A 15,591-nucleotide genomic window follows, 5' to 3' on the forward strand; every position below is an offset into this window, starting at 1 on the left:
AGACCGCCAACGCGGCCTGCCGGTGTTTTACGTTTACGCGCTCAGCGTTTTCATATCGATAACAAAACGGTACTTCACGTCGCTTTTCAGCAGGCGCTCAAAGGCGTCATTGATCTCATCCATCCGAATCAACTCCGAATCCGCCGTAATGTTATGTTCACCGCAGAAATCGAGCATTTCCTGAGTTTCGGCAATACCACCAATCGCGGAGCCGGAAACCGAACGGCGACCAATCAGCAGCGGGATGGTGTTAATGGTCGGTTCGAGTTCGCCCAGCAGCCCAACAAATACCAGCGTGCCATCCAGCGTCAGCGTTGACAGATAGGCATTGATATCGTGGGTGTAAGGCACGGTATCGATGATCAGCTCAAACTCCCCGTGTACCGCTTCCATCTGTTTCGCGTCTGTAGAGAGCACCACATGGTGCGCCCCCAGACGACGGGCATCCGCCTCTTTGCCCGGTGAACGGGTAAATAGCGTCACTTCCGCACCCAGCGCATGCGCCAGTTTCAGCGCCATATGCCCCAGCCCGCCAAGGCCGATCACCGCGACTTTACTGCCTTTTTTCACGCCCCAGCGGCGCAGCGGTGACCAGGTGGTGATCCCGGCGCACAGCAGCGGTGCGACAGCTTGCGCATCGAGGTTCTCCGGGATGCGCAACACAAAATCTTGCGAGCAGACGATCGATTGTGAATAACCACCGAATGTAGGACGGTGATCGTGCCGGTCAATACCGTTATAGGTCTGGACGTTCCCCTCTTCGCAATACTGTTCCAGCCCCTGTTTGCAGGGGTTACATTCACGACAGGAATCGACCATGCAGCCGATGCCGACTAAATCGCCGGGTTTGAATTTACTGACACCCGCCCCCGCAGACACAACGCGACCAATAATTTCGTGACCCGGCACGATGGGATACTGGCTGAACCCCCAGTCGTTACGGGCCTGGTGAAGATCGGAATGGCAAACGCCGCAATAAAGAATATCAATCACCACATCATCTGCCCGTGGGTCGCGACGCTCAAAATGGAAAGGCGCCAGCGGGGCTTTATTTGACTGTGCGGCATAGCCGAGGACTTTCATCGTCATGGTTGTTCTCCGTTTATTCTTCAGGCTTGATACAAAGGTGATAACACCCGATTGTGATCCTGTTGTTGCTCCCACACCGTCGTTCAAGTATGGCGCGTTGCAGTATCCACCGCCGTCCGATCGCACGCTTTGCACTTTCTGTCATCGGAAAACAAAAAAGCCCTCCGCAGAGAGCTTGATGTTAAAGAACTTTACTGAGGAACGCGGCGGTCCGGGGATTGGTGGGCGCGGTGAAAATCTTCTGCGGCGGCCCCTCTTCCTGGATCACGCCCTGGTCGATGAATATCACCCGGTCCGCCACTTCGCGGGCAAAGCCCATTTCATGAGTGACGATCACCATCGTCATCCCTTCCGTCGCCAGCGTTTTCATCACCTGCAATACATCACCCACCAGCTCCGGATCGAGCGCCGATGTCGGCTCATCGAATAGCATAATCGCCGGATTCATCGCCAACGCGCGGGCAATTGCCACGCGCTGCTGTTGCCCGCCGGAAAGACTCGCCGGCCAGGCATCACGTTTATCGCTCAGCCCGACTTTCGCCAGCAGGTTCTCCGCCAGGGCAACGGCCTCAGCGCGTTTCATCCCCTTCAGGTTCACAGGCGCCATTGTCAGGTTGTCCAGCACTGTCATATGCGGGAACAAGTTGAAACGCTGGAAAACCATGCCGACGCTTTCGCGCAGCTTGTTGATATCGGTTTTCGGATTGTGGATCGCAAAGCCGTTAACCTCAACGACACCTTCGCTCACCGACTCCAGGCCGTTCATACAGCGCAGAAAGGTACTTTTCCCCGAGCCGGACGGCCCAATCACGCACACCACTTCTTTCGGCTTGATATCGCAAGTGATGCCGCGCAGCACATGGCTTTCGCCAAAATGTTTATGCAGGTTTTTAATGTGAATCACTTTTGCCAAACCTCTTTTCCAGTCGATTAACCAGTTGCGCAAGCAGGAAGGTGATCACCCAGTAGACCAGCGAAATGGTCAGATAGGGTTCCCAGTAGGTGGCATACGCACCAGAAACGGTGCGGGCGGCATAGGCCAGATCCGCAAGACCAATCGCTGACGCCAGTGATGAATCTTTAACAATAGCAATGGCGTTATTACCCAGCGGCGGCAGAATGCGACGGAACGCCTGCGGCAGGATCACTTTGCGCATCGTCTTCCACCACGGCATACCCAGCGCACGGGAGGCTTCCATCTGCCCGCGATCGACAGACTGAATACCCGCGCGGAAGATCTCCGACACGTAGGCTCCGGCATTGAGCGTAATAGCGACGATACAGGAGAGAAACGCGCCATAGTCGGAGCGCAACCCTCGCGCCAGATCGCTGCTCATGATCCCACTGGTCACCAGAATGCCGTCACGCGGGTTAATGAACAGCGGCACCAGCGCAAAGTGTACGACCATAATCTGCACAAACAGCGGCGTACCACGAATAGCGCTGACATAAAAACGCACCGGAAATTGCACCAGATAGCGCAATACATATTTCCACGGCCCATGTTCAGCCTGCGCCATGCGGCCAAGGCCGAGCGTGAGGCCCCAAAGCGTGCCTAAAATAACGCAGATAATCGTGCATTTGATGGTCATCCAGGCGCCTTCCATAAATAACGGCGCGTACTCCTGGATTATTTCCCAACGGAATCCCGACATAAGTCATTCCTGAAAAAATGACGGCTACCGGAATGTTCACGGTAGCCGGAATAAAAAAGAAGCGAAGTGTTATTGCGCGGGCAATTCAGGCACGTGGTCGTCAAACCAGGTTTTATAAATTTTGGCGTAGGTACCGTCAGCCACAATTTTCTTCAGGCCGCTGTTAATTTTCGCCTGCAATTCGGTATTCCCTTTTGCCACCGCAATACCAAAATATTGACGTTCAAACTTCGCGTCAGGTACCAGTTTGAACTGTTTTTCCGGGTGCTGTTTGATGTAATACTTCACCACGCCCACATCGCCCACGGCCGCGCTGACGCCATCTTCGAATAACTCTTGCAGCATCAGCGGCGTGTTATCAAAGCGTTTAATCGCCGTGCTGTTTTTCCCCAACACGTCTGAAACCACGATATCGCCGGTGCTGGAGTTCACTACGCCGACTTTTTCATCTTTCAGTGACGCCAGAGAGGTCACTTTTGAGCTGGCCGGAACCACGATCGACTGCTCCGCCGGGAAGTAAGGCGCGGAAAAATCAACCATCTGCTTACGTTTGTCGGTAATGGTAATGCCGGAAATAATGATGTCGCGATCGCCGGAGCCCAGCGTGGCGAAGATCCCTTCCCACGGCGTGTTGATCAGCTTGATATTAAAATCCTCGGCTTTGGCGATGGCTTTAATGATGTCGATATCAAAGCCTTCTAACTGCTTCTGGCTGTTTTCAAACTCGAACGGACGATAAGTTCCCCCAGCGCCCACCACGTAAGTTTGCTGGGCAGCAAACGCACTGCTCGCCAGCGCAGCAAAAAGACAACCTGCCTGCATCCACTTCCTGAACATACACACCACCTTTTTATGCAAATTATGTGCATAAAAATACATATAAGCCGCTATGTATGCAATCTTTATTGTATACAATCAATAATCTGTCATTGGGTTATGCTACAAGCAGAGATTCAAGGTTCGGAAAGTCCACTTTCAGCGTCCAAACAAGACACCGGAGAGTTACGCAATGAATCATATTGTGCCTGATAGCGCTTTTTTGCATGAACTGGCCGATGCGGCAGATCAACAGACACTGCCGCGTTTTCGCGCGCAAACCAATCTGCATGTCGGCAGCAAACCCAAAGAGGGGTTTCGCTTCGACCCGGTAACCGACGCCGATCGCGAGGCGGAGCGTGTAATGCGCGACATCATCACCGCCCGCTATCCGGAACACGCCATTATGGGCGAAGAGTTCGGGGTGACGGGTTCTGGCCCGTTGCAGTGGGTACTGGACCCGGTTGATGGCACGCGCCCTTTTCTCTGCGGTTTGCCAGTCTGGGGAACGTTGATTGGCCTGACGGTTGAAGGCCGCTCGCGTATCGGCATGATGGACCAGCCCTTTACCCGCGAGCGTTTCTGGGCCGATGGCGAGCAGGCGTGGCATCAGGGGCCGCAGGGCACGACGCAGCTACAGACGCGCCGGGGAATCGCGCTTGAGCAGGCCATTTTCCACACCACCTCGCCTGAACCCGTGTCGCGTTTCCCGGCAATCAATTTTGCTGCGCTGGAAGCGAGTACGCTGATGATCCGCTACGGCGGTGAATGCTACGCGATGGCCATGCTCGCTGCCGGGCAGATTGATCTGTGTCTGGAATATGCGTTGCAACCATATGACATTGTGGCGCTGGTCCCCATTATCGAACAGGCAGGCGGCGTGGTGACAACATTAGACGGCGGGAGACCGGAATCGGGCGGTCATATCCTTGCTTCCGGCTGCCCTTTTTTGCACGAACAGGCATTACGTATCCTCAATCGCTAAATAACATCGCTAAAACGTTACAGCGTGCACACTTAACGTGTTTCACTTGTTGATATTTTATACGTTCAAATTTGTGAATCCGGGTCGCAGATTACCCCTGCTTTTATCCATTTGGCGGTAAAAGTGCAATTTTGGCGGTAAATCTGCGGATTTTATTTTTGGGCGAACTTAACACGTTGATAACACTTCGTTGTGAAACTGCACAGATGATTTTTGAAACACCGTTTTCATTTTCCTTTTCGCTGAAAATTGGCGTATAATGCCGACCTATTCACTCTTGAATGGTTTCAGCTGATTGAACTGTAAAACACCAAACTTAAATCATACTTTTCCCTGTTGGGCTGAAACTCAGGCACACATTACTCTGCACGCTTTTTTGATGTCACCTATCCTTAGGCAGTGGCATCGCTCTTTTCGTAACACAGGTTTGACTCCGGGGCCATTGCGCGCCAGCCGGAGCGTGAATTCCCAATCCTTCTCAACTCAAACTTAAAGACCAGAACTGTCATGAAAAAGACCAAAATTGTTTGCACCATCGGTCCGAAAACCGAATCCGAAGAGATGCTGGCGAAAATGCTGGACGCGGGCATGAACGTCATGCGTTTAAACTTCTCTCACGGTGACTATGCTGAACACGGCCAGCGCATCAAAAACCTGCGCAACGTATTGAGCAAAACCGGTAAAAAAGCGGCAATTCTGCTGGACACCAAAGGCCCGGAAATCCGCACCATCAAGCTGGAAGGTGGCAATGACGTCTCCCTGAAAGCGGGTCAGACCTTCACCTTCACCACTGACAAATCCGTGGTCGGCAATGCCGACACTGTTGCTGTGACCTATGAAGGTTTCACCAATGATCTGAGCGTCGGCAACACCGTTCTGGTGGACGATGGTCTGATCGGCATGGAAGTTACCGCAATCGAAGGTAACAAAGTTATCTGTAAGGTTCTGAACAACGGCGACCTGGGCGAAAACAAAGGCGTTAACCTGCCAGGCGTTTCCATCGCGCTGCCGGCGCTGGCTGAAAAAGACAAGCAAGACCTGATCTTTGGCTGTGAGCAAGGCGTTGATTTCGTTGCGGCATCCTTCATCCGTAAACGTTCCGACGTGGTTGAAATCCGTGAGCATCTGAAAGCGCACGGCGGCGAAAACATCCAGATCATCTCCAAAATCGAAAACCAGGAAGGCCTGAACAACTTCGACGAAATCCTCGAAGCTTCTGACGGCATCATGGTTGCTCGCGGCGACCTGGGCGTTGAAATCCCGGTTGAAGAAGTGATCTTCGCGCAGAAGATGATGATCGAGAAATGTATCCGCGCGCGTAAAGTCGTTATCACTGCGACCCAGATGCTCGACTCGATGATCAAAAACCCGCGTCCGACCCGTGCGGAAGCAGGCGACGTAGCGAACGCCATCCTCGACGGCACCGATGCCGTTATGCTGTCCGGTGAATCTGCAAAAGGTAAATACCCGCTGGAAGCCGTTGGTATCATGGCGACCATCTGTGAACGTACCGATCGCGTAATGACCAGCCGTCTGGACTACAACAACGACAGCCGTAAGCTGCGCATCACCGAAGCAGTTTGCCGTGGCGCCGTTGAAACCGCAGAAAAACTGGAAGCACCGCTGATTGTGGTAGCGACTCAGGGTGGTAAATCCGCACGCGCAGTGCGTAAATACTTCCCGGATGCGACCATCCTGGCGCTGACGACTAACGAAATCACTGCCCGCCAACTGGTACTGAGCAAAGGCGTTGTCCCACAGCTGGTGAAAGAGATCTCTTCTACGGACGATTTCTACCGTCTGGGTAAAGAAGTAGCGCTGCAGAGCGGTCTGGCCAGCAAAGGCGACGTCGTAGTGATGGTTTCCGGCGCGCTGGTTCCGAGCGGCACCACAAACACCGCTTCTGTCCACGTTCTGTAATAATAACCAGACAATTTAGACTGTTTAAAAAAGCGCCCTCGCGGCGCTTTTTTTATATTTCCGTCTCCAGCTTAAATAAAAAATCAAATCGGATTTCACTATTTAAGCAGCACATTATCTAAGATGAATCCGATGGAAGCCCGATGTTTTAACACACATTTTTTAACCATTTATTCAAAGTCGGTGCTTCTTTGAGCGAACGATCAAATTTAAGGGTATTCCCATCAAAAAAATATTCTCAACCTAAAAAACTTTGTGTAATACTTGTAACGCTACATGGAGATTAACTCAATCTAGAGGGTATTAATAATGAATCGTACTAAACTGGTACTGGGCGCGGTAATCCTGGGTTCTACTCTGCTGGCTGGTTGCTCCAGCAATGCTAAAATCGATCAGCTGTCTTCTGACGTTCAGACTCTGAACGCTAAAGTTGACCAGCTGAGCAACGACGTGAACGCAATCCGTTCCGACGTTCAGGCTGCTAAAGATGACGCAGCTCGCGCTAACCAGCGTCTGGACAACCAGGCTCACTCTTACCGTAAGTAAGAGTTCCTGTAATGAAATGGCGCACATTGTGCGCCATTTTTTTTGCCTGCGATTTACCCCTTCCCTGCTCCTACTGCGTTACCGTTTCTGCCGTTTCCGCATTCATGGCTGCCGCTTTCGTGCTGTTTTGCACCGATAGCACGCTTTCAGGGCTTGCGGCCTGCTTTGCCGCAGGGATTGTCACCGGATAACCTGCACGACGGTACAGCGCTTTTTCAATCGCGACTTTGTCGCCGCCCGCCTGGCTAATAAACGACGCCAGCGTTGGGGAGAAGGTTATCGGCAGCGTCTGGGTATTCTCTTCCACCGTCTGCGACAACGGGCGATGCACCTCAATATAGTGCCTGCCGTCCGGCTCAACCGCATACTTCACCGGCTCGTTGATGATAGTGACCTTTGTTCCCACCGAGACCTGGGCAAACAGCGCAGCGATGTCCGGCGCGTTCATACGCATACAGCCGGAACTGACGCGCAGCCCGACGCTGTCCTGCGCATTGGTGCCATGAATAAGATATTCGCCGTGACCTATCCCCAGACGCAGCGCAAAGCGCCCCAGCGGGTTATTGGGCCCGGCAGGGATTACTGGCGGCAATTCAATACCGTTCGCCAGTGAGCGTGCGCGGATGCCCGCTGTCGGTGTCCAGGTTGGATTAGGTATTTTCTGGCTAACCTTCGTCACAGACACCGGCGTTTCCAGCCCTTGCTGACCAATACCAAGGGGATAAACCTGAACGCTGTTTTTACCCGGCGGGAAATAATAAAGCCGTAGCTCCGCAAGATTGACCACAATACCTTCCCGCGGCGTATCGGGGAGCAACATTTGCGAAGGAATAGTGACCACCGTTCCCGGTTTTGGCACCGGGGCAATCGTGTCATTAGCTTCAATGATCAGCATTGCAGCGGTATCAAAATGACGGGCGATAGTTTGCAGGTTTTTATCCCCCGCCTGCACGGTGTACGTCTGGTTTTGACCGATGATACGGCTCCCGTTTCCCGGCAGGGTATATTCCGCCGCATGAGCCACCGAAAGAGCGCTAATCGCGCCAAAAAGACAGAGAGTTATCAAAGACACGCGTTTCATTGTCGTTCCTGTATTCACTGGCAAAACGCCAGAAAGCTGAAAACCAGCGAGGCGAAAAACGCCTCGCATAACAGAATGAAAGCTTTTCTTTGAGTTTAGCTAATGTTGGCAGCTTTGGAGCGGATTGCGCGGATCATTGCTTCCAGTCCCTGCGAACGAGAAGGCGTGAGATGTTGTGTCAAAGCGAGTTTTTCGAACCACGGACGAACATCAAACGCGACGATGTCCTGCGGCGTCATCTGCTGGTAGAGCGCAAAAACGATGGCAATAAGCCCTTTAACAATCGCGGCATCGCTGTCGCCCGCCAGCTCAATCACGCCATCGTCATTACGATGCATAACAATCCAGACCTGGCTTTGGCACCCCTGGATAATGTTTTGCGGGTTATGTTCCTCGGCGCTCAGCACCGGCAACCGCTGTCCCAGCTCGATAATATAAAGGTACTTCTCTTCCCAGTTGGCACAGCGGGCAAAATTGCGCAGCAATTTCTCTTTATCGGGTAATGCGGCCATTCTCGCCTCTTTCGTTAGCCCAGCAACTGATGAATACGTTTCAGGCCAGCCACCAGACGATCCACCTCTTCTTGCGTATTGTACATGACCAGCGAAGCACGACACATCGCAGGCACATTGTAAAACGCCATCAGCGGCATCGCGCAATGATGCCCGGTACGAACGGCAATACCGTAATTGTCGAGGAAACTGCCGACATCATAAGCGTGATGTTTACCAAGGTTGAAGGCAATTACCCCCTGACGCTGCGCCGGGCCGTAGAGTGTTAAATCCGGCACCTCCGCCAGCGCCGCCAGCGCATAACGCATCAACGTCTGTTCGTACTCGCCAATCGCCTCAAGGCCCAATGCGGCCACATAATCGATCGCCGCACCCAGCCCGATAATCCCGCCAGTATTCGGCGTCCCGGCTTCAAACCGCCACGGCGCTTTCGCGTAGGTAGTGCCTTCCGTCAGGCTGACAGTGGCAATCATTGAACCACCACCTTCCCACGGCGGCATAGCCTGCAAAATATCCTCTTTGGCGTACAGCACGCCAATGCCGGTCGGGCCATACAGTTTATGCCCGGAGAAGACATAGAAATCGCAGCCCAGCGCCTGTACATCAACCGGGTGATGCATCACCGCCTGCGCGCCGTCCACCAGCACTTTCGCGCCCTGCTGATGCGCCAGCGCGATCATCTCCGCCACCGGGTTTTCCGTCCCCAGCACGTTAGAAACCTGGGTGATCGCCAGTAGTCGCGTGCGTGCGTCCAGCAGTGTCGGTAGCGCCTCTAATTGCAGAGTGCCATTCTGATTAAGCGGGATCACGCGCAACTGCGCCCCCACACGTTCACACAGCATCTGCCACGGCACGATGTTCGCATGGTGCTCCATCGCGCTGATGATGATATTGTCGCCGGCACGCACCTGGCTGTTGCCCCAGCTATTGGCAACCAGGTTGATCCCTTCCGTCGTACCGCGCACAAATACCAGCTCTTCCGGCAGACGCGCATTAAGAAACGCCGCCGCTTTCTCACGTACCTGTTCCATACGCTGCGTCGCTTCCGCGCTGAGGGTATGGATCCCCCGATGCACGGCAGCGTAACCGTGGCGATAAAACTCCGCTTCGGCATCAATGACCTGATTCGGTTTTTGCGCGCTGGCAGCGCTGTCGAGGTAAGCCAGCGGCGTTCCGTTCACTTCACGCAGCAGCACCGGAAAATCGGCGCGTACCGCGTTCACGGGAAAACTCATGCTACGCCCCCTGCCAGGCGCTGACTGATACGCGCCAGAACCTGTTGTTTTAAAGCTTCGTCGCGAATCACTTCCGTCAGTTCAGCGGCAAAAGCATGGATGATCATTTTCTGCGCCGCCTGCTGGTTAATGCCGCGCGAGCGCAAATAAAACATCTGTTCATCATCAATACGGCCAACCGTTGCGCCATGACTGCACTTCACATCGTCAGCATAAATTTCCAGTTGCGGTTTGGTATCCACTTCCGCCAGACGTCCTAACAGCAGATTGTTGTTGGTCATCTGGCCGTCGGTTTTAATCGCGTGTTGCGCAACATTGATTAAACCGTTGAACACCGCCCGTCCTTTATCGCTGACAATAGTTTTATGTAACTGGCGGCTGTTGCAGTAGCCTTTGTTGTGCTCAAGCCAGGTACGGGTGTCACACACTTCCGATTTCACCGGCATCGCCAGGCTGTTGATATTAAGCTGCGTATTTTCACCATTCAGCTGCGTACTGGTGTTATGGCGCAGCACCAGGCCACCCAGCAGGAAGCTATGGCTGTCAGCCGCCGCATCGGCTCCCAGCAGAAGATCGTTATGCGCAAAGTGATAGCTTTGCGGGTTTTCAAATGCCAGTTTCACATGGTGCAAATGCGCATTCGCCGCCACATTCATCGTCAGACGCGAACCGGTAAAGTGCGGCTGTTCGCTGAGGCTGACATAGTGCTCATAAATCGTTGCTTCAGCACCCTGCGCCAGTTCGAGATGATGACGATAGTGCGCGGTGTTCATCTCCTCGCCTGCCAGCCCCTGCGTAATATGCATCAGCAGCAAGGGTTTCGCCGGGCGTTGATTGCGCGCGACCTGAACCCACGTCACGTTCTGCGCCAGGCTTTCAGTCAGGTGCAGGAACATCTCCGGTTGCACCGGCGCGGGCAGAGAATGGCGCGCGTCGCTGAACGTCACGTCAAAACCGGAACCAGCCGTGTCATCGCTTAACTCTGCGCTGAATTGCCCATCGACAAACACCAGCCTGATGGCATCTACCGGCAGCGCCAGCGCGTCACGCTGCGCGGTATTTACCGTGGCGCTCGCGCTAACAAACTGGCTGTTCAGTAAGCCATCGAGCGGAGTGTATTTCCAGTTCTCCTGTTTGCGCGTCGGCAGGCCTAAGCGCAACATTTGTTGCAAATGTTGTTGCGCCACTTCCGAGCGCGCGCCGCCCCGGGTTTCGAACAGGTGATGCCACTGCTGCAGCGCGTTACTGCTGTTCGGTAAGCCAGCCATAGCCCTGCTCCTCCAGTTGCTTAACCAGCGTGAAATCGCCAGATTTCACGATGCGCCCCTGATACAACACATGCACAAAGTCGGGTTTGATGTAATCAAGAATTCGCTGGTAGTGCGTGACGATAATAAAAGCCCGTTTCTCATCGCGCAGGGCATTCACCCCTTCAGCAACGATTTTCAGCGCATCAATATCCAGCCCGGAGTCGGTTTCATCAAGAATGCAGAGATCCGGTTCCAGCACCGCCATTTGCAGAATGTCGTTACGCTTCTTCTCACCGCCAGAGAAGCCGACATTCACCGAACGGGTCAACAGATCTTCAGGCATCTTCAGCAGTTTGATTTTATCTTCCATCAGATCCTGGAAATCGAAGCGATCAAGCTCCTCTTTGCCGCGATATTTCCGCACTGCATTCAGTGCCGTCTGTAAAAAGAACTGATTGCTGACGCCGGGAATTTCTACCGGATACTGGAAGGCCATAAAGACGCCTTCACCGGCGCGATCTTCCGGTGACAACTCCAGCAAATCTTTGCCTTTAAACTCCACGCTGCCGCCGACGACTTCATAATCTTCACGCCCGGCGAGGGTTGCAGAGAGCGTACTTTTCCCGGAACCGTTCGGCCCCATGATGGCATGCACTTCACCAGGACGAACGTCCAGACTCAAACCGCGCAGGATTGCTTTATCTTCAACGCTTACCTGCAAATCTTTGATACTTAACATTTATTATCCTTTAATTCTTAACCGACGCTGTGTTCAAGGCTGATAGCCAGCAGTTTTTGCGCTTCAACGGCAAATTCCAGCGGCAACTCGGAGAAGACGTCTTTACAGAAACCGTTAACAATCATTGAGATAGCATCATCCTCGCTGATACCGCGTTGCAGGCAATAGAACAGTTGATCTTCACCAATGCGCGAGGTTGTGGCTTCGTGTTCAAGCTGGGCGCTGTTATTGCGGCATTCAACATACGGGAAGGTATGCGCACCGCAGTCCGGGCCGATCAGCATCGAATCGCACTGGGTAAAGTTGCGGGCATTCGTCGCTGTCGGCATGATTTTCACCAGCCCGCGATAGCTGTTCTGGCTATGCCCGGCCGAGATCCCTTTCGAAATAATGGTCGATTTGGTGTTCTTGCCGATGTGGATCATCTTGGTGCCGGTATCGGCCTGCTGATGCCCGCTGGTCAGCGCCACGGAGAAGAACTCGCCAATGGAGTTATCGCCGCGCAGAATGCAGCTCGGATATTTCCACGTAATGGCCGAACCGGTTTCTGACTGCGTCCACGACATCTTGCTGTTTTCGCCTTCGCACAGCGCGCGCTTGGTGACGAAGTTAAGAATGCCGCCAGTGTTGTTGTCGCCGGGGAACCAGTTCTGCACGGTGGAGTATTTCACTTCGGCATCTTTGTGGATGATCACTTCCACCACTGCCGCGTGGAGCTGGTAGCTGTCGCGCACCGGCGCGGAGCAACCTTCGATATAGCTGACGTAACTGCCTTCATCGGCCACCAGAATAGTGCGTTCGAACTGGCCGGTTTTCTCCGCATTGATACGGAAATAGGTGGACAGCTCCATCGGGCAACGCACGCCTTTCGGGATATAAATGAACGTGCCATCGGAGGCGACAGCAGCATTCAGCGCGGCGAAGAAGTTATCGTTCGACGGCACAACTGTGCCGAGGTATTTTTTCACCAGCTCCGGATGATCGTGGATAGCCTCACCGAACGAGCAGAAAATAATGCCCTGCTCCGACAGTTTCTCGCGGTAAGTGGTGGCAACGGAAACCGAGTCGAAAATGGCGTCTACCGCCACTTCTTTCCCTTCACGCACGGGTACGCCCAGCTGGTTAAACGCGGCTTCCACTTCATCGGTCAGATAGGCATTCGCGCCCGTCTGTTGCACTGCACCCGGCTGCGAGGCGCAAGTGTCATCGCAATTACCGCAGGACGGGGCCGAATAGTAGCTGTAGTCCTGATAGTTCAGCTTGTCATAGTGCGCTTTCAGCCAGTGCGGTTCTTCCATTTCAAGCCAGGCGCGAAAGGCATTCAGGCGGAACTCCAGCATCCACTCCGGCTCGTTACGTTTCGCCGAGATCGCCCGCACGACATCTTCATTGATGCCTTTCGCCAGCTCATCGGTGGTTAATTGCGTGAAGAACCCCTCTTTATAATTGAGGTTACCGGTCCAGATTTTGACATCGTCAGTTGCTTCAGTATTACGAGACATAGTACCGCCTATACCCCAAAGCTTTCGCCACAGCCGCATTCATGCTGGGCTTTCGGGTTATGAAATTTGAAGATCTGATTTAACCCTTCACGTACATAATCCACTTCCGTGCCGTCAATAAAGGGCATCGCCTGAAGCGGAACGTAAAGGCGCGCGCCTTCGGATTCGTACAGCAAATCGTCAGCATTCGGTTCCGTCACCGTATCCAGCACATAACCAAAGCCCGCGCAGCCGGTCTGCTTAATGCCGAGCCGCACGCCCAGCACGCCGGCCTGTTTGCTGGCCAGCGTACGAATATGTTCAGCAGCGGCAGGCGTCATGGTCAGCCCGCGCCACGCAAAATCTTCCGGATTAAATGATTCCATCGCATTACCTCACATCACCAGATTCGAAGGGCTTGATGCTATGTTAGTGATAATAATTCTCACTTCAACCTCTTTCCCGCAGGGTTATTCCCCCGGTAGCCCCTTTTTTGGCTGTTGCTATAAGCATAGACGTTGCTGAAAGGCATTACAGATAAGTGAAAAATTGTTTAATAAATTGATAAATAATGACTTTAAATAGCCAGCCGCAGACAGTCCGGTGAAAAAGATAAGATGTATAGGCAATACCTATTTTTGAGATAGGATCGAAAAAAAAGTCGCATTAAAAACGTAGCGGATTATCAAAAAGTTATCGGCATCACCGAACTGACGCACAGGCTCCACTTTCCCCTTTCATCTTCGACAATCGCCATAAAATCCATAGTGGTATGAACATAAATCGCGATGGAAGAGACGGCACCATTTCCGGGAACGCATTGCTCACGGCTTAAGACGTTTCTCTGCAATTAGGATTTTCTCAGCCGACGTGGCGAAAATATCTCCTGTAAGATATCGCCTGGTTTAAATCCGGGCAGCGCCCTGCAAACATGGAGAGAGTTAATGAAGGCAACGATGTCATATTTAGATACTGGTTCAGGATTTCCCGTTTTACTCGGCCACAGTTATCTGTTCGATAAATCGATGTGGTCACCGCAGATTGAAGCTCTGGCTAAACAGTTTCGCGTGATAGCGCCGGATTTATGGGGCCACGGCGATTCTCCCGCCCTGCCCGCATCAACAACGTCGCTGGCGGATCTGGCCGCCGATCATCTGGCGCTGATGGATGCGTTGCAGATTGAGGAGTTCGCGGTGATGGGGTTGTCCGTTGGCGGCATGTGGGGAGCCGAACTGGCCGCTGCCGCGCCGCAGCGGGTAAAAGCGTTAATGCTGTTTGATACTTTTATCGGTGATGAAACCAGTGAAGCGCGCGAGCGCTACTTTGGCATGCTCAACGCCATTGACACCGCCGGTTTCATTCCGCCCGCTATGCTGGATTACATTGTCGGGCAATTTTATTCGCAGCATGCCGCACCGGCGGATGTCCAGCGGCTCACCGCGTATCTCTCTTCACTCACAGCGGAACAACTGCGCGGCAGTATCGTTCCGCTCGGTAAACAGATTTTTGGCCGCCCGGACAGGCTGTCAGTGCTGGATTCCATTCGTTGTCCGACACACGTTGCCACCGGTGAACTGGATCTGCCGAGGCCGCCGGTCGAAGGTCGTCTGATGGCAGAAAAACTGGGCTGCGATTTCACGCTGATCCCGAATGCTGCGCATATCAGCAACCGCGAAAATCCCGGGGAAGTGCTGAGCTTGATTGAGAATTTCCTCTCCAGACATTTATAACCTCCGTGATACTCCACTCCCCGCCGATGGAGAGTGGAGATCGCACGGTAAGTACACCGGTTTTAGTTCCACGCACTTTTTTGACGTACAGCAATACCGTATAAAAATACCGTGACCGAATTTTGTTATTTTCGGGGCTCATCACACTTGTTGTTTGCATACGAAATTCATTAATCGCAAATTTGAAAAAGTTTATTACGCTTTCTGAGCAGATTTATCTCTTTAAGGCTTTGCCTCTCAAGGGTACGCAAACGCAAGAGTGATATTGCCTTAAAATGTCATTTTATTTTTACTCTCCGCTTTTCTGCGCCGATATACATATTAAAAATACATGTTTACGGACATCATCCATGACAGAAAAAAGATCAAAAAAAATGAACAACGGATCGCGCCGAGTGAGGCAGTAACAAGCCACCCTCCGGTCGAAAAGCGGTGATGTGCGCTAAAGTTTACACTTTTGGCAAATCATTCAGCAGGCGATAAGAACGCATTAATTTGCGTTGAGTCCACTTTCCTGTCCAAAAACAAGGAGATAAATAATACAAAACGCAA

At 52.8% G+C, this 15,591-nt stretch carries 15 protein-coding genes and 1 pseudogene; 5 read left to right on the forward strand and 11 right to left on the reverse strand.

The window, feature by feature from the left end; genetic code table 11:
* Window positions 1–33: 33 nt before the first annotated feature.
* From Y71_RS14980 to Y71_RS14995, 4 genes are all read right to left on the reverse strand, one after another.
* The gene (locus Y71_RS14980) at window positions 34–1,089 is read right to left on the reverse strand and encodes an NAD(P)-dependent alcohol dehydrogenase (RefSeq protein ID WP_007374753.1); all 1,056 of its coding nucleotides are present in this window, start codon (window positions 1,087–1,089) and stop codon (window positions 34–36) included.
* A 181-nt stretch (window positions 1,090–1,270) separates the two neighbouring features.
* The gene (locus Y71_RS14985) at window positions 1,271–1,993 is read right to left on the reverse strand and encodes an amino acid ABC transporter ATP-binding protein (protein ID WP_007374752.1); all 723 of its coding nucleotides are present in this window, start codon (window positions 1,991–1,993) and stop codon (window positions 1,271–1,273) included.
* Window positions 1,980–2,744, reverse strand: a complete 765-nt coding sequence (locus Y71_RS14990) for an amino acid ABC transporter permease (RefSeq protein WP_007374751.1) — start codon at window positions 2,742–2,744, stop codon at window positions 1,980–1,982. The genes Y71_RS14985 and Y71_RS14990 overlap by 14 nt, the downstream gene beginning before the upstream one ends.
* Before the next feature lie 69 nt (window positions 2,745–2,813).
* Window positions 2,814–3,581 (reverse strand): basic amino acid ABC transporter substrate-binding protein, encoded by a 768-nt coding sequence (locus tag Y71_RS14995; protein ID WP_035889233.1) that lies wholly within the window; start codon window positions 3,579–3,581, stop codon window positions 2,814–2,816.
* Between the two features lie 172 nt (window positions 3,582–3,753).
* On the opposite strand from Y71_RS14995, the gene Y71_RS15000 reads away from it, so the two are divergent.
* From Y71_RS15000 to Y71_RS15010, 4 genes and pseudogenes are all read left to right on the forward strand, one after another.
* On the forward strand, window positions 3,754–4,545 hold the full coding sequence (locus Y71_RS15000; protein WP_007374749.1) for an inositol monophosphatase family protein: 792 nt from the start codon (window positions 3,754–3,756) through the stop codon (window positions 4,543–4,545).
* Window positions 4,546–4,840: 295 nt separating this feature from the next.
* A pseudogene (gene ynhH / locus Y71_RS31120) lies at window positions 4,841–4,972 on the forward strand (protein YnhH); the annotation flags it as partial.
* Between the two features lie 80 nt (window positions 4,973–5,052).
* Window positions 5,053–6,465: a pyruvate kinase PykF gene (gene pykF, locus Y71_RS15005; RefSeq protein ID WP_007374747.1), complete on the forward strand. Its 1,413-nt coding sequence runs from the start codon at window positions 5,053–5,055 to the stop codon at window positions 6,463–6,465.
* A 309-nt stretch (window positions 6,466–6,774) separates the two neighbouring features.
* On the forward strand, window positions 6,775–7,011 hold the full coding sequence (locus Y71_RS15010) for a major outer membrane lipoprotein (RefSeq protein WP_007374746.1): 237 nt from the start codon (window positions 6,775–6,777) through the stop codon (window positions 7,009–7,011).
* A 70-nt stretch (window positions 7,012–7,081) separates the two neighbouring features.
* Here the strand turns inward: Y71_RS15010 and ldtE are convergent, their stop codons facing one another.
* The 7 genes from ldtE to sufA form a co-directional block, all read right to left on the reverse strand.
* Window positions 7,082–8,092, reverse strand: a complete 1,011-nt coding sequence (gene ldtE / locus Y71_RS15015) for a L,D-transpeptidase LdtE (RefSeq protein WP_007374745.1) — start codon at window positions 8,090–8,092, stop codon at window positions 7,082–7,084.
* A gap of 95 nt (window positions 8,093–8,187) precedes the next feature.
* Window positions 8,188–8,604, reverse strand: a complete 417-nt coding sequence (gene sufE / locus Y71_RS15020; RefSeq protein ID WP_007374744.1) for a cysteine desulfuration protein SufE — start codon at window positions 8,602–8,604, stop codon at window positions 8,188–8,190.
* A gap of 14 nt (window positions 8,605–8,618) precedes the next feature.
* The gene (gene sufS / locus Y71_RS15025; RefSeq protein ID WP_035889231.1) at window positions 8,619–9,839 is read right to left on the reverse strand and encodes a cysteine desulfurase SufS; all 1,221 of its coding nucleotides are present in this window, start codon (window positions 9,837–9,839) and stop codon (window positions 8,619–8,621) included.
* A complete protein-coding gene (gene sufD, locus Y71_RS15030) occupies window positions 9,836–11,107 on the reverse strand; it encodes a Fe-S cluster assembly protein SufD (RefSeq protein ID WP_007374742.1) in 1,272 nt (423 codons plus the stop codon). Before sufD ends, sufS begins: the two co-directional genes overlap by 4 nt.
* Entirely contained in the window at window positions 11,082–11,828 is a 747-nt protein-coding gene (gene sufC / locus Y71_RS15035) for a Fe-S cluster assembly ATPase SufC (RefSeq protein WP_007374741.1), read from the reverse strand. Before sufC ends, sufD begins: the two co-directional genes overlap by 26 nt.
* Before the next feature lie 17 nt (window positions 11,829–11,845).
* Window positions 11,846–13,330: a Fe-S cluster assembly protein SufB gene (sufB, locus tag Y71_RS15040; RefSeq protein ID WP_007374740.1), complete on the reverse strand. Its 1,485-nt coding sequence runs from the start codon at window positions 13,328–13,330 to the stop codon at window positions 11,846–11,848.
* Window positions 13,331–13,338: 8 nt separating this feature from the next.
* On the reverse strand, window positions 13,339–13,695 hold the full coding sequence (sufA, locus tag Y71_RS15045; protein WP_007374739.1) for a Fe-S cluster assembly scaffold SufA: 357 nt from the start codon (window positions 13,693–13,695) through the stop codon (window positions 13,339–13,341).
* A 558-nt stretch (window positions 13,696–14,253) separates the two neighbouring features.
* Between sufA and Y71_RS15050 the strand changes: the two genes are divergently transcribed.
* On the forward strand, window positions 14,254–15,039 hold the full coding sequence (locus tag Y71_RS15050; protein WP_007374737.1) for an alpha/beta fold hydrolase: 786 nt from the start codon (window positions 14,254–14,256) through the stop codon (window positions 15,037–15,039).
* Window positions 15,040–15,591: the final 552 nt, after the last annotated feature.

Source organism: Kosakonia radicincitans DSM 16656 (genome assembly GCF_000280495.2).
Classification (GTDB): Bacteria; Pseudomonadota; Gammaproteobacteria; order Enterobacterales; family Enterobacteriaceae; genus Kosakonia; species Kosakonia radicincitans.

What these genes read in the sequence shown, in the direction of transcription:
- Y71_RS14980 (WP_007374753.1), bottom strand. Translation starts at nt 1,089, where the DNA reads ATGACGATGAAAGTCCTCGGCTATGCCGCACAGTCAAATAAAGCCCCG.
- Y71_RS14990 (WP_007374751.1), bottom strand. Translation starts at nt 2,744, where the DNA reads ATGTCGGGATTCCGTTGGGAAATAATCCAGGAGTACGCGCCGTTATTT.
- Y71_RS14995 (WP_035889233.1), bottom strand. Translation starts at nt 3,581, where the DNA reads ATGTTCAGGAAGTGGATGCAGGCAGGTTGTCTTTTTGCTGCGCTGGCG.
- Y71_RS15000 (WP_007374749.1), top strand. Translation starts at nt 3,754, where the DNA reads ATGAATCATATTGTGCCTGATAGCGCTTTTTTGCATGAACTGGCCGAT.
- pykF (WP_007374747.1), top strand. Translation starts at nt 5,053, where the DNA reads ATGAAAAAGACCAAAATTGTTTGCACCATCGGTCCGAAAACCGAATCC.
- Y71_RS15010 (WP_007374746.1), top strand. Translation starts at nt 6,775, where the DNA reads ATGAATCGTACTAAACTGGTACTGGGCGCGGTAATCCTGGGTTCTACT.
- ldtE (WP_007374745.1), bottom strand. Translation starts at nt 8,092, where the DNA reads ATGAAACGCGTGTCTTTGATAACTCTCTGTCTTTTTGGCGCGATTAGC.
- sufE (WP_007374744.1), bottom strand. Translation starts at nt 8,604, where the DNA reads ATGGCCGCATTACCCGATAAAGAGAAATTGCTGCGCAATTTTGCCCGC.
- sufS (WP_035889231.1), bottom strand. Translation starts at nt 9,839, where the DNA reads ATGAGTTTTCCCGTGAACGCGGTACGCGCCGATTTTCCGGTGCTGCTG.
- sufD (WP_007374742.1), bottom strand. Translation starts at nt 11,107, where the DNA reads ATGGCTGGCTTACCGAACAGCAGTAACGCGCTGCAGCAGTGGCATCAC.
- sufC (WP_007374741.1), bottom strand. Translation starts at nt 11,828, where the DNA reads ATGTTAAGTATCAAAGATTTGCAGGTAAGCGTTGAAGATAAAGCAATC.
- sufB (WP_007374740.1), bottom strand. Translation starts at nt 13,330, where the DNA reads ATGTCTCGTAATACTGAAGCAACTGACGATGTCAAAATCTGGACCGGT.
- sufA (WP_007374739.1), bottom strand. Translation starts at nt 13,695, where the DNA reads ATGGAATCATTTAATCCGGAAGATTTTGCGTGGCGCGGGCTGACCATG.
- Y71_RS15050 (WP_007374737.1), top strand. Translation starts at nt 14,254, where the DNA reads ATGAAGGCAACGATGTCATATTTAGATACTGGTTCAGGATTTCCCGTT.